Raw genomic sequence first — 13,538 nt, 5'->3', positions numbered from 1 at the left:
TGCTGAATTGATGTGAGGTATATGATGAAACAAAATTGGAAACGTACATTACAAGGGGCTCTGCTCGGTGCTGCGCTACTAGCAATGGCGGGATGTGGGTCAAATAATGTAATGGATACATATAGTTTTGGCCATCAAGTTATCCGTGCTGGTCAATCTGAGATTACCATCGCTTTGCCTTATGAAATGGGTAAAAGTACAAAAAATATGACTGATGATGGATATCCTATCGATATTTATGGGTCTGTTACAGAACATATGGTAATTGAAGTTGAAGCATTGCGTGCTGGTGAAAATAAACCATTACCTACAGTTGATGAATTCTTAAATCGTAGCAAATCTGAATTCACTAAACTGGGTGCAACCATCAAGGAAGAGTCCGTAGCATTAGGTGGAACATCTGCTAAGAAGCTAGATGTAACGTATGCAACGCAAGGGCAAACATTTAGATTTTCTCAATACGTATTCTTAGATCAAGGCGTATTGTGGAATATAATCTACCAATATCCTGAAAAGGATCAGGTAGGTGCTGATATCAGCAAAGAAATTCAAAACAAGATTCAAGTTACACAACAGAAAGAGGGTTAATCGATGAACGTATTAGTAGTTAACTGCGGTAGTTCTTCCTTGAAATATCAATTACTTGATATGACAACTGAAACAGAATTGGCAAAAGGTCTTTTTGAAAAGATTGGTGATCAAGACGCTATGTTCACTCACAAACGTCCAAACGCAGACAAATTAGAACGCGTTGAACCAATCTTGAACCATAAAGAAGCACTTCGTATTTTGCTTGATATTTTAGTTGATGCTGAATATGGTGTAATTAAGTCTATGGACGAAATCGACGCTGTTGGTCATCGTGTAGTACATGGCGGTGAAAAGTTCGCTGACTCCGTATTGATCACTCCAGCTGTTATGGATGCATTAGAAGAATGCAGCTCCTTGGCACCATTACACAATCCTCCAAACATTCAAGGTATCGAAGCTTGCCAAGCTATTATGCCTAACGTACCACAAGTTGGGGTATTTGATACTGCATTCCACCAAACAATGCCTAAAGAAGCTTACATGTATGCGCTTCCTTATGAATACTATGAAAACTATGGTATCCGTCGTTACGGTTTCCATGGTACATCCCACAAATATGTTGCACAACGTTGCGCTGAATTGATGGGTAAACACATGTCCGATCTTCGTATTATCACATGTCACTTGGGTAACGGTTCCTCCTTGGCAGCGATCAAAGGTGGTCGTTCTATCGATACTACAATGGGCTTCACTCCATTGTCTGGCTTGATCATGGGTACTCGTTCTGGCGATATTGACCCAGCTATCGTTCCATTCTTGATGAATAAAACTGGTATGAACTACGAAGAAGTAGACACTGTCATGAATAAAAAATCCGGTGTACTTGGTATTTCCGGCGTGTCTAACGACTTCCGTGTAATCGAAGAAGCAGCGGCTAATGGTAACAAACATGCTCAATTAGCATTGAACATGTTCCACTACAAAGTTCGCCGTGTAATTGGTGCATTTGCAGCAGTTATGGGTGGTGTTGATGCTATCGTATTCACAGCTGGTATCGGTGAAAACGGTATCGGTAACCGTGATGCAATCTGCAATGGTTTAGAATACTTAGGTACTCGTATTGACTCCGAACGCAATAATGTTCGTGGTAAAGAACAAGAAATCAGTGCTGAAGGCTCCAAAGTTAAAATCTTCGTAATCCCTACAAACGAAGAAATCATGATTGCTCGCGATACTCAACGTATTACATCAGCTTTGAAAAAATAATATAGTTCGTATCTGAACTAGGTGACTAATAGAGTCATTAAACCCCGTCTATATCTAAGATATGGACGGGGTTTTTGTAGTTTTTATGCATAGAATACCTTATAATAGGATGTATAGTTATAAAGTAGTGATTTCTTTTAAAGGGGTAAAGTATGACGGTATTATATGAAGAGAAGTCTCAGCGCGCTAAAAGTGCAGAGTTATTAGTAATGTGTTTTGTATTCTTGTTGCTGTGTGCAGTAGCATATACAACATATCGAAGTATTCAATTACATACGGTATTATTAGCTGAGTATTTCATTGAAATTATGGCTATCATTGTTATTGTTAAACAAGCGGTTAGTCGATATACATATATTTTGACAGATACAAAACTCATCATTGAAGAATCCTCTTTCTTTAGAAAACGTCATTTTGAAGTAGATTATGACATGATCGATGGGGTATTTAAGTTCGAACGCGAGCTATTGTCGAATATTAAATATCGCTACAAATATAGAAAATGCTCCACCTCTGATCCACGTCCTATCTGGTCTTTGGTATATGCTATTGTAGAGGACAATAAGGTTAAGAATGGTCGCTTATTGTTAAAAGCGGAAGATAGATTCTTTGAAATATTAGAAGAAAAAGTTCCAGGCCGTATTCGTGTGCCACAAGCAGATATCGTCTTTTATGCATCAGTTCGTGCTGATGCGGTAAAACACGGTGAAGATGTACAAGAATACTATAAAAAGTTAACAACACCTGAAAAGGATGGCCCTGATATTCTTGTTTAATTTACAGATATTTTCTAATGTATATTATCTAAATTAGTTGGAATGGTTTTATTTATAAAACGGTGAAATTAACTAAAATTTGTATACGATAAAGGAGTGCAAATGGCTGGATTATATTTGGCGAGTCAATCACCACGCAGAACTGAATTATTAACACAAGTTGGTATAGACCATACTGTAGTATCGTGTAGTTACGAAGAACCTAATGAAGGTTACAATAGCCCTATTGAGATGGTAAAAGCTCAAGCTCTAGGTAAAGCTCGTTGTGCTGTAGGCATTCCTGAAGGTGGCATCGTACTAGGTGCAGATACTATTGTGGTCCTAGATAACGAAGTGCTAGGTAAACCTCAAGATGAAGCTGATGCACGGCAAATGCTAGAACGTTTGTCGGGTCGATCTCATTCTGTAGTAACTGGCGTAGCACTGCTTATCAAAGGGGACGAAGTAGTATTTCACAATGAAACAAAGGTGTATTTCAAAGAATTAGCACCTTTTGAAATTGAATCTTATATTGCTAGTAGCGAGCCTATGGATAAGGCGGGTGCCTATGGAATTCAAGGTAAAGGGGCACTTTGGGTAGAGAAAATAGAAGGCTCTTATACTAATGTAGTAGGATTGCCAGTTGAGCATGTATACGACGAACTATGTAAAGCATTAGGAGCTAAATAACTCTATCGTTTTATAGCTATAATGTTATAATTGGCTGTGCTGTGCTGTGCTGTGCTGTGCTGTGCTGTGCTGTGCTGTGCTGTGCTGTGCTGTGCTGTGCTGTGCTGTGCTGTGCTGTGCTGTGCTGTGCAAGAAATATATATAGAGAGTAGATGTGTTGGTTACTTGATTGATAGATGGGATAATCTTTTTGAATGGAGCGATTCTATGGAAGTACCAACAGTAAGTGTAAAAGACATGTTGCCATTTCAACGGCCCCGAGAGAAGTTTCTTACTCTCGGACCGTCTCACCTGGCAATGGAGGAGTTACTAGCTATTTTATTGCGAACCGGTGTAAAGGGGCAGTCCGCCATATCACTGGCTAGTGATATTGTGCAATCCTTTGACGATGGTGTATATGGTCTCAATCGAATGACCGTTGAAAATCTCGTGAAAATTAAAGGTATTGGTACCGATAAAGCGGTGACCTTATGTGCAGCTCTTGAAATGGGACGGCGTCTAGGGGAGCTTAAAATTAAGGAAACATACCAAGATTTTTCGCAGCCTTTTGTCATAGCCCAATACGTAATGGAACGACTTCGCCATGAAGATGTAGAGCATGTGTGGGCTGCGATGCTCACATCGCGCAATAAGCTTATTCAGTTAGAGCATATTTCTAATGGTGGTCTAGTATCGAGCCTTGTAGAGCAACGGGCGGTCTTTAAAAAGGCCATAGCTTGTAACGCTGCAGCTATCATCTTGATTCATAACCATCCGTCAGGAGATAGTCGGCCTAGTGATGAAGATATACGCCTTACCAAGTTATTTGTCAGTGCTGGTCAATTTATGGGGATTCCCGTGCTTGATCATATTGTCATAGGGGACAATGAATTTACTAGCCTCAGTGAGATAGGCAAACTTAGCTAGCAAAATGAAATATTAGAAAACCATAAATTTTTAGGCTCATATATTAACTAAAAGCACTCATTTTGATGAGTGCTTTTTACTATTTTTATGTATGACTTATGAGTACATGACGTATGCGTTATCAGTGCTTTTACCATAGGGAAAACCCTCTATATCAATGGAAAAAGTCTCTCTATCTATGGTAAAATGGAATGATGATGTAATGAAGGAGAAATTACTATGAGTTCCATTTTACCTACTCTAGGAAGAGATGTAAGTATAGATATTGGTTCCATACAAACGCGCCTCATGGGTGGGACGCGAGGAACCGTTATAAGCGAACCATCGATTATAGCAACAGATACAAAACAAGAAAAGGTAGTTGCCGTTGGGGATGAAGCAGCACGCCTTGTATTGCGCATGCCAGATATGTGGCGCCCTTTGACGCCTTTAAAAGACGGCTTTATTGTCGACTATCGCGTTATGCATACCATGCTTAACTATTTTTTAAATAAGGTTTCTAATGCATTGCGTCGTGCTCGAGTTCTCGTAGGTGTTCCTTGTGGCATGACCGATGTTGAACAAAGAGCTATGATGGATGCTGTTATTCAAGCTGGTGCTCGAGAGGTATTCCTCATTGAAAGGCCTGTAGCGGCAGGCATTGGTTGCGGGGTGCCTATCTTTGAGGCCCGCGGATCTATGATTATTGATATCGGCGGCGGTACCGTTGATATGGGTATTGTTTCTCTAGGCGGCATTGTAGATAGTAAAACTATACGCTTTGGAGGTTCTGATATTAATAATGCGCTTTTGCGTTACGTACGAGAGTGTTTTGGTGTTATCGTATCAGACGAAACTATCTTAGATATTAAACATACCGTAGGTACTGCCATTGCTCCATTAGAGGATGCTGAGTATGCCTTCCAAGGTCGTGATATGATGAATGGCTTAGGTAGACGATGTGTAATACATCAATCTGAGGTATATCAAGTAATCAACGATTGTATTGCGGGCTTACTTGATGAAGTTAAGCAAATGATTCGTTCTGCTGCTCCTGAGATTGTAGCGGACATTATGCAACATGGCATTTGGTTAACCGGTGGTACTGCTAGACTAGCTGGTTTAGCCGATCGTATCGGCACTGAGTTAGGTGTGCCTGTTCACGTTCCAGAAGCACCTGAAACAAAGGTCGTTGTGGGCCTTAACGGAGCATCTTCCGATCTAGTGAGCTTATCGCGTTTTATTGTAAATTCTAAGAATAGAAAGGGCCGAGACTAGTATGATACAGTCAGATAAAAAATTAATTATCGTCGTTGTCATTAGCTGTATCCTATTGGCATTGCTCGGTTTTGCTTGGAAACAACGAACTAGTATTCCTTTTGTTACTGTTACCCTGGAAGGGATTACGACTCCTTTTGCCTATGGCTCTGCCCGTCTATTAGAGGGCGTACAAACAAGCTTTACAGTGCTAAATAATGCTATTTCTTCTACCATTGAAAGCGAAGCAGAAGCGTCTCGTAAAGCTGCATTAGAGCAAAAGGTTGTTAACTATGACGAGGTTGTAGCAGAAAATATTCGCCTACGTCAACTTTTGAACTATAAGAGCAATCATCCAGAGTTTTCCATGACTTTGGCTGGCGTTATTACTAAGGATTACGGTACGTGGACAAATACTTTTACCATCGATAAAGGTAGTGAAGAAGGCATGGCCGTAAATATGGCCGTCGTTGTGCCAAGTGGTGTAGTTGGTTTTATTACTGACGTGTATCCACACTCTGCTCGGGTGCAAACAATTCTTGACCCTCGTAGTGCAGTAGGCATTCTCGTACAGCGTCCGGAATCTCGTTTGTCTGGCGTTGTAAAAGGTAATGGCAATACACCGCGCACACCGTCCATGGTGAACATCGCTCGCGATGGTGACGTATTGGTAGGAGATAAATTGATTACCTCTGGTTACGGCGGCATCTATCCTAAAGGGTTACCAGTAGGCAATGTGCAATCTATTGAAAATGATACAGAAGGCTTTGTAAAAAATGCGGTAGTTACACCAAGTGTTGACTTCCATCGCATTGAAGAGGTGTTCGTACTCACGTCATCCTCCCTTAGCGCACCGCAAAAGCCTGAACTTGAGCCTAAACTTGTACCTCAAACGCAACGAGATCAAGTAGAAGGGGTAAAGGGGGCCGTTAAACAATGACGCGTCTAGCTTTAGTCCTTTGTGGATTTTTAATTTACTTTATTCAGGCTCAACTGCTGCCTGCTATATTCCATACAAACTGGTTACCAAACTTGATTTTAACCATTACTGTTATGGTAACGCTTTTTAAAGGGCGTCGCATGGGTCTCATGGTAGCCGTTGTAGGTGGTATTGTTCACGATGTATTGATATCTAACTTCTTTGGGCTCCATTTATTCCCCTATGTAATCGTGGTGTATCTCTTATCTGCAGTGAAACATCGCATTTATGAAGAACGTTGGTATTGGTCGAGCGCCATAGTGGCTATCTGCACATTATTAGATGGCTTAATTCGTAGCTTTATGATATTAGCTAGTGGTGGTGACTTACACCTGGGTGTATATCTATTACATATGGTCGTACCTGTTCTATTTTGGAATGGCGTATTGGGAGCTATTGTGCATGGCTTGTTGTGGCGTAAAGAGGAACAGCAAGATTATATTTGGTAAGTTTGGTTAGGAGGTGAAAGAGTGCTAGAAGGCCTCTATAAACGGAAAAAAACGAGTCGCTTTGATGTACTCTTTTACATTGTAGCGGCCATATTTATAGTATTAGCTCTGCGTTTGTTGACGTTGCAAATCTTGGCTGGTGGTTATTATCAAGCTAAGGCAGAAGGCAATCGACTGCGCATGGTTACGATGACAGCTGCTCGTGGTATTATGTACGATCGAAATGGTCAAATCTTAGTAGGCTCTAGACCAGCTTATACTATTTCTATTATGCCAACCGGCAAGGCCTTAGATGAAGGGGAAGTTGCTAAATTAGCAGCATTGCTAAAAATGAAGCCTGAGGATATTACGAAAAAGGTGAATGACCACAAGTATGGTTATGAGCCAATTCGTATTGCCAACGATATTTCAATGGACGTAGTAACGACTATTGAGGAACACCGTCATGAATTACCAGGCGTAACGATTGATGTGGAGCCACTTCGTTATTATCCATATGAGACGATGGCATCTCAGCTCTTTGGCTATGTAGGGGAAGTGAGCGAGGAAGAATTAGAAGAGCTAAAACAGAAGGATCCGAATACCCTTGTTAGTGGTGGTACTATTCTAGGTCGTTCCGGTCTCGAAAAATTATATGATTCTATTTTGCGCGGTACCGATGGTGGTAAGCAGGTAGAGGTAGATGCTACAGGTCGCCCTGTGGCGGAGGTGGACCGGAAACATACGGTTCCCGGCTCTAATATTCATCTAACCATCGATGTGAATTTACAAAAGGCTGCAGAAGAAGCTGTTAAAAACCAACTCGATCAACTGCGTGCTCAAGGTATTCCGGCTCAAGGGGCTGCTGTAGTGGCCATGGACCCTAATACAGGCGCCATTTTAGCTATGGTTAGTGCTCCTGAGTTCAACCCAAACTGGTTTGCTAAAGGCATTACAACAGCTCAGTGGAATCAGCTTAATAACGATAAGAATCATCCTTTTGACAATAAGGTTATTTCTGGTGAGTATCCACCAGGTTCTCCGTTTAAGATTATTACGGGGACGGCTGCGCTAGATCTTAAAAAGGTTACGCCTGAAGAGATGATCTTTGATAGCGGTAAACATTGGCTTATTGATAAGCGTAATGCGGAAGGTGAAGCATTAGGTTGGCTTAACTTTAATAAAGCCCTTGCCAAGTCTGACAACGTTTACTTTTATGAAATGGGTAATCGCGTTGGCATAGAAGAGCTTGTAAAATATGCGGGCTATTTTGGTATTGGTGAAAAAACGGGTATCAATTTGGCTGGCGAGGCTGCTGGTAATATGGCAAGTCCTGCGTATAAGCGTAAAGTCTTTGATGAGGATTGGTATTTAGGGGAAACCTTTGATGCGGCTATCGGTCAGTCTTTCACCTTGACTACGCCGTTACAAATGGCAGTTATGCTCAGTGAAGTCGCCAATGGTGGTATTAAATATCGACCATATGTGGTAAGCCGTATCGATAATAAGGATGGTACCCCGAAAGAAATCTTTGGACCTGATAAATTAGGTATTCTACCAGTTCCTAAAAATATTATGGACCTCGTTCGAGAAGGTTTGCGTGATGTTACTAATGAAGGCGGTACAGCAGGGGATTTATTTAAAGGATTTCCAATTAATGTAGCTGGCAAGACTGGTACTGCGGAAAATGCACATGGCCGAGATCATGGCTGGTTTGTAGCCTATGCACCATATGATAAGCCACAAATTGTTGTGGTTGCACTTGTAGAACAAGGTGGATTTGGTGCCGGATCTGCAGGTCCTATCGTACGTGATGTATTGGCTGCGTACTTTAATGTACCAGTGAATAAGAAATCTAATGATACAAATGGTAAAAGTAACAAAGAAACCGCTACTGGGGCCAATACTGCTAATGGACAGAAGCCGCAGAATACGGTAACGAGTGGGCAACCAAGAAAGGATTAGTATGGGCGAAATCATCGGTGTTGTATCTGGTAAGGGTGGTGTAGGTAAAACTACCATTACCGCTTGCCTAGGTGCAGCCTTAAGCCATGCAGGGCATCGCGTATTGCTCTGCGATGGAGACTTTGGATTGCGCGATTTAGACCTTGTATTAGGTGTGGCAGATGAAATCATCTATGATGCACTTGATGCGAGTGAAGATAAAGACTATACAGATGACGCGATTGTATCAATTGCTGAAAACTTAGATTTTTTACCTGCTAGTCAAAGTGCTCGCTGGGAAGATATAGGTCGCAAGAAATATAAAAAGTTAGTACGTCGCCTCTGCGATATATATGATTACATTTTAATCGATGCACCTGCAGGTATCGGCAAAGGAATAGAGTCTATTTTAGACTTAGTCAGCCGCTGTATCGTTGTGACACATCCTTTATGGGTGTCCTTGCGTAATGGAGCTCGCATGATTCAAGTCTGTCAGGAACATAATATTCGTGACTATGCCATAGCATTTAATGCAGTGCCTATGGAAGGAGAGGACATCAATTTATATGATATGTTAGAGGTCCTACGCGCTGAATATGTAGGGGCTATGATTCCTTACGATGAGGATGTATTAACGTATACGCAAGACGGTCATTTATTAGAACTTGTTTCTACGGATCTAACATCAGTATTAGCACCTCTTGTCGATTATGTTGTTACTGGCGATTGTTGGGAAGATTACGATGTACAAAAGCAATTTGATGATTATGTAGCTAAAAAGAAAGCTAGTAAGGCGCAAGCGAGTACACCTAGTCTTGCTACAACAGGGGAGCCAATCTTTGACGATTCTAACTATGTTCATTACATTAATCGCGGTGGGTGGACTACGCAACGATTGTTGGTACAAGGTAAGCAAAGCTTGTGGCGCCGCCGCAAGTTGAATTAGGTGGTATGATGTGGCAGAAAATATGGACAGATAGTGATTGGACTATCATCATATGCACTCTATTACTCGTTGGAATTGGCCTTACCGCTATTGGTAGTGCTACCCATGTGAATCAAGAGGCCATTGGATTTGGTAGTTTAGTAGTAAAACAGCTAGTATTCTTTTTAGCCAATGTAGCTGTTGTTATAGGCATGCAATTTATTGATTACCACAGTCTTAAAGGGTGGGGGAATATAATTTATGGTATTACCCTACTTATGTTAATAGCCGTTATGGCGGTTGGTACCTCTGCACTAGGGGCGCAGCGTTGGATTCAATTGGGGCCTATTACGATTCAGCCATCAGAATTTTCTAAACTATTGATGATTATCTGTATGGCAAAAATGCTAGAGCCTCGCATTGGTAAGTTAAATACATTTAAGTCTTTAATATTGCCTGTATTATATGTTGGGGTACCTATTGCACTTGTATTTTTACAACCTGACTTAGGTACATCTCTTGTGTACATTGCCATTTTTGTGGGGATGCTATTTATCTCTGGTATTAAAACTAGACTCATAAAAATCATTGCGGGCACTGGTTTATTATTGATGCCTTTAGGCTGGTTTGTACTGAAAGAATACCAAAAACAACGTATTCTCGTATTTTTAAATCCAGATATTGATCCCTTTGGATCTGGCTATCATATTATTCAGTCTAAGATTGCCATTGGTTCAGGTTTGATTTTTGGCAAAGGTATCTTTAACGGTACCCAAAGTCAGTTGAACTTCTTACCAGAAAACCATACGGATTTTATTTTCTCCGTTATTGGTGAAGAATTTGGCTTTGTTGGATGTATTGTGGTATTGCTCTTATTGTTTATGTTGATTTATCGCAGCATTCAAGTGGCATATACGTGCAATGATAACTTTGGTATGTTATTAGCGACGGGGATTGGCACAATGTTTGCCTTTGAGGTGCTGGTAAATGTAGGGATGACCATTGGTATCATGCCTGTAACGGGGATTCCATTGCCATTCCTAAGTTATGGTGTTAGTGCATTAACAACTAATATGCTGAGTATCGGTATTTTATTAAATATTGCTATGCAGCGCACAAAATATATTTTTTAATATCCTTTCATAGGATTGATTGTGAAAGAAGTCTTTCAAAAAAGACGGAGGATGTATGGTTCAATTAGATACGTCATGGTTACAACATGTCCAAAAGCCCGCTCGTTATACAGGCGGCGAATATAACAGTATCGTAAAAGATCACAGTACTGTTGATGTAACGATGGCATTAGCTTTTCCCGATGTGTACGAAGTAGCGATGAGTCACTTGGGCATCAAAATTTTATATGGTTTAATAAACCGTCGTGAAGATGCCGCGGCAGAGCGCGTATTTGCACCTTGGCACGATATGGAAGAAGAAATGCGCAAGCGCAATATTCCTCTATTCTCTTTGGAAACGCGTACGCCTATTAAAGACTTTGATGTGTTAGCTTTTACACTTCAATATGAAATGAGCTTCACAAACATTCTAAATATGCTCGACTTAGCAGGCATTCCAATGTACGCTAAGAATCGCGATATGGATTTTCCATTATTAGTATGTGGCGGTCCATGTGCGTTTAACGTAGAGCCTATTGCAGATTTCTTTGATATCGTATCCCTTGGTGAATCTGAAGAGTGGGGCGACGAATTTGTTGACCTTTATAAAGCTGAAAAAGCAAAAGGATTCCCAGGTGGTAAGGAAGGTTTCTTACGTAAAGTAGCGCAAATTCCTGGTACCTATTGTCCAGCGTTATACGATGTAGAATACACAGAAGAAGGTGATTTTAAATCTATTATACCTCGCTTTGAAGAGGTGCCAGCGGCTGTGGCAAAACGCATCGTAGAAGATGTAGAGAATGTGTTCTACCCTACAAAACCTGTAGTACCATTCTTGGATATCGTGCATGACCGCGCAGTACTAGAACTGTTCCGCGGTTGTACACGGGGCTGTCGTTTCTGTCAGGCTGGTATGTTATACCGTCCTGTTCGTGAAAAGACGCCAGAGCGTTTGCTCCAAATTGCTAAGGATACGATTGCTAATACTGGTTATAATGAAATCTCTTTGATGAGCTTGAGCTCTGCGGATTATTCTAAATTGCCAGAGCTAGTAGATATGCTCATGGAAGAGTTCAAAGACAAACAAGTGAGCGTAAGCTTGCCATCCTTGCGCATCGATAGTTTCTCCATTGATATTGCAAAAAAGGTGCAACAAGTACGTAAGAGTGGTCTTACTTTTGCTCCTGAAGCGGGTACACAGCGCATGCGCGATGTTATCAATAAAGGCGTTAGCGAAGAAGACTTATTGGCAGCGTGTACAAATGCCTTTAAATCTGGGTGGAATACAGTTAAATTGTACTTCATGATGGGCCTTCCTACTGAAACTGATGAGGACCTAGCAGGTATTGCTGATTTGGCTTATAAGGTGCTTGATTTGCATCGTGATATTACTGGAAAACGCAATGGTTCTGTAACTGTCAGCGTATCCTTCTTCGTACCAAAAACACATTCTCCATACCAATGGTATGGTCAACAAGATGTAGAGGAAATTCATCGTAAACAACGCTACTTAAAATCTCTCATCAATAATCGCAATATTTCCTATCATTACCATGATGGCTATACTGGCTACATGGAGGCTGCCTTTGCTCGTGGGGACCGCAGATTATCTGAAGTTCTTGTAAAAGCCTGGGAAGCAGGTTGTAAATTTGATGGTTGGACTGAGTTCTTCAACTATGAAACATGGTTGAAAGCCTTCGCTGACTGTGGTTTGGATCCAGCATACTATGCACGCCGTACACGTGACTTTGATGAGCCATTACCTTGGGATCACCTAGACTGCACGGTAAGTAAAGCGTTCCTAAAACGCGAGTGGGAAGAAGCGGTAGAAGCAAATCTTACAGGCGATTGCCGTCGAGCTCCATGTAAGGGCTGTAATGTATGTCCAGAGCTTGATACAGCTATTATTGACTATAAGGAGGGTGGCAGAGTTGAAAAAGTTACGTTTGGCCTTAAATAAAGGCGAAGAATTGAGATTCTTGTCGCACCTTGATTATGCACAAGCTGTAGAGCGTATGATTCGCCGCGCAGAAATTAAAATGGCTTATTCCGAAGGCTTTAATCCACATATGAAAATTAGCTTCTCCTCCGCACTTGCTTTAGGTGTAACGGCAGCGGCTGAATATATCGATATGGATGTATTGGAAGAAGATTCTTTAGAGTCCATCATGGAGCGTTTAAACTGCGTAGCACCGCCAGGTCTTGAAGTGCTAGATGGCAAAGAAATGCCTGAAAAGGTGAAAAAGATGATGGCTATTTGTAACTTTGCTATTTACGAAGTTACAGGTCCTGTAACGGATGAACATGCTGATTGGAATGCATTGCTTAAACCTTTTAATGAAGCAACGGAAATTTCTTATGAAAAGGTAACGCCTAAGAAAACTCGTACTATTGATGTGAAAGAATTTGTAAAAGAACCTATCGTAGCATCTGTTAAGGATGGTATGGTAACTCTTACTATGGGCATCGGCATTTATCCGCAAGGTACAATCAAACCTAGCGAAGTATGGAACCTTGGTAAAGATCAATATAACTGGCCTATTACGACGGGTTATGAAATTCACCGTAAAGCCATTATGGTAGAAAATGAAGAAGGCCGTTACACTCCATTGGAAATTAATTACTAATTCTTTTTACATAAATCTTAAGCGGTTATATAAGCTTTAGTGATCTTAAATTGCAATATGAAATTGAACACTCTGTAAATCCATAACTTTATTAACTTCTTCAATGAAGACTTCTTGAGGCGTTTTGTAATTCAACAGC

At 41.0% G+C, this 13,538-nt stretch carries 13 protein-coding genes; all 13 read left to right on the top strand.

What is annotated here, in order from left to right; all coding sequences use genetic code 11:
* Positions 1–24 precede the first annotated feature (24 nt).
* The 13 genes from KH364_RS07070 (at position 25) to KH364_RS07010 (ending at position 13,399) form a co-directional block, all read left to right on the top strand.
* Positions 25–588, top strand: coding sequence for a hypothetical protein (locus KH364_RS07070; protein ID WP_054746832.1), 564 nt, complete (start codon positions 25–27; stop codon positions 586–588).
* Between the two features lie 3 nt (positions 589–591).
* The gene (locus KH364_RS07065) at positions 592–1,797 is read left to right on the top strand and encodes an acetate kinase (RefSeq protein ID WP_105098773.1); all 1,206 of its coding nucleotides are present in this window, start codon (positions 592–594) and stop codon (positions 1,795–1,797) included.
* 152 nt (positions 1,798–1,949) lie between these two features.
* Positions 1,950–2,573, top strand: a complete 624-nt coding sequence (locus KH364_RS07060; RefSeq protein WP_054746829.1) for a hypothetical protein — start codon at positions 1,950–1,952, stop codon at positions 2,571–2,573.
* A 102-nt stretch (positions 2,574–2,675) separates the two neighbouring features.
* Positions 2,676–3,242: a Maf family protein gene (locus KH364_RS07055; RefSeq protein ID WP_273299096.1), complete on the top strand. Its 567-nt coding sequence runs from the start codon at positions 2,676–2,678 to the stop codon at positions 3,240–3,242.
* Positions 3,243–3,449: 207 nt separating this feature from the next.
* Positions 3,450–4,148 carry a DNA repair protein RadC gene (radC, locus tag KH364_RS07050; RefSeq protein WP_105098771.1) on the top strand — a complete coding sequence of 233 codons (699 nt, stop codon included), beginning with the start codon at positions 3,450–3,452 and terminating at the stop codon, positions 4,146–4,148.
* Positions 4,149–4,367: 219 nt separating this feature from the next.
* Complete coding sequence (locus KH364_RS07045) at positions 4,368–5,405, top strand: rod shape-determining protein (RefSeq protein ID WP_009351303.1); 1,038 nt, start codon at positions 4,368–4,370, stop codon at positions 5,403–5,405.
* Position 5,406: 1 nt separating this feature from the next.
* Entirely contained in the window at positions 5,407–6,324 is a 918-nt protein-coding gene (gene mreC / locus KH364_RS07040; protein WP_009351048.1) for a rod shape-determining protein MreC, read from the top strand.
* Positions 6,321–6,812: a rod shape-determining protein MreD gene (mreD, locus tag KH364_RS07035; protein ID WP_105081956.1), complete on the top strand. Its 492-nt coding sequence runs from the start codon at positions 6,321–6,323 to the stop codon at positions 6,810–6,812. The genes mreC and mreD overlap by 4 nt, the downstream gene beginning before the upstream one ends.
* A 21-nt stretch (positions 6,813–6,833) precedes the next feature.
* The gene (mrdA, locus tag KH364_RS07030) at positions 6,834–8,756 is read left to right on the top strand and encodes a penicillin-binding protein 2 (protein WP_273299095.1); all 1,923 of its coding nucleotides are present in this window, start codon (positions 6,834–6,836) and stop codon (positions 8,754–8,756) included.
* Position 8,757: 1 nt separating this feature from the next.
* Positions 8,758–9,681, top strand: a complete 924-nt coding sequence (locus KH364_RS07025; protein WP_273299094.1) for a P-loop NTPase — start codon at positions 8,758–8,760, stop codon at positions 9,679–9,681.
* An 8-nt stretch (positions 9,682–9,689) separates the two neighbouring features.
* The gene (gene rodA, locus KH364_RS07020) at positions 9,690–10,793 is read left to right on the top strand and encodes a rod shape-determining protein RodA (protein ID WP_273299093.1); all 1,104 of its coding nucleotides are present in this window, start codon (positions 9,690–9,692) and stop codon (positions 10,791–10,793) included.
* 55 nt (positions 10,794–10,848) lie between these two features.
* Entirely contained in the window at positions 10,849–12,732 is a 1,884-nt protein-coding gene (locus tag KH364_RS07015) for a TIGR03960 family B12-binding radical SAM protein (RefSeq protein WP_273299092.1), read from the top strand.
* Complete coding sequence (locus KH364_RS07010) at positions 12,704–13,399, top strand: TIGR03936 family radical SAM-associated protein (RefSeq protein ID WP_337957115.1); 696 nt, start codon at positions 12,704–12,706, stop codon at positions 13,397–13,399. The genes KH364_RS07015 and KH364_RS07010 overlap by 29 nt, the downstream gene beginning before the upstream one ends.
* Positions 13,400–13,538 lie beyond the last annotated feature (139 nt).

Source organism: Veillonella sp. oral taxon 158 (genome assembly GCF_018376515.1).
Taxonomy (GTDB): domain Bacteria; phylum Bacillota; class Negativicutes; order Veillonellales; family Veillonellaceae; genus Veillonella; species Veillonella rogosae.
This window is presented reverse-complemented; position numbering and strand designations above follow the sequence as displayed.

Bases quoted from the DNA above. Each gene is read 5' to 3' on its own strand.
- KH364_RS07055 (WP_273299096.1), top strand. From the start codon at position 2,676: ATGGCTGGATTATATTTGGCGAGTCAATCACCACGCAGAACTGAATTA.
- KH364_RS07015 (WP_273299092.1), top strand. From the start codon at position 10,849: ATGGTTCAATTAGATACGTCATGGTTACAACATGTCCAAAAGCCCGCT.
- KH364_RS07060 (WP_054746829.1), top strand. From the start codon at position 1,950: ATGACGGTATTATATGAAGAGAAGTCTCAGCGCGCTAAAAGTGCAGAG.
- KH364_RS07070 (WP_054746832.1), top strand. From the start codon at position 25: ATGAAACAAAATTGGAAACGTACATTACAAGGGGCTCTGCTCGGTGCT.
- mreC (WP_009351048.1), top strand. From the start codon at position 5,407: ATGATACAGTCAGATAAAAAATTAATTATCGTCGTTGTCATTAGCTGT.
- KH364_RS07025 (WP_273299094.1), top strand. From the start codon at position 8,758: ATGGGCGAAATCATCGGTGTTGTATCTGGTAAGGGTGGTGTAGGTAAA.
- KH364_RS07065 (WP_105098773.1), top strand. From the start codon at position 592: ATGAACGTATTAGTAGTTAACTGCGGTAGTTCTTCCTTGAAATATCAA.
- KH364_RS07045 (WP_009351303.1), top strand. From the start codon at position 4,368: ATGAGTTCCATTTTACCTACTCTAGGAAGAGATGTAAGTATAGATATT.
- rodA (WP_273299093.1), top strand. From the start codon at position 9,690: ATGTGGCAGAAAATATGGACAGATAGTGATTGGACTATCATCATATGC.
- radC (WP_105098771.1), top strand. From the start codon at position 3,450: ATGGAAGTACCAACAGTAAGTGTAAAAGACATGTTGCCATTTCAACGG.
- mreD (WP_105081956.1), top strand. From the start codon at position 6,321: ATGACGCGTCTAGCTTTAGTCCTTTGTGGATTTTTAATTTACTTTATT.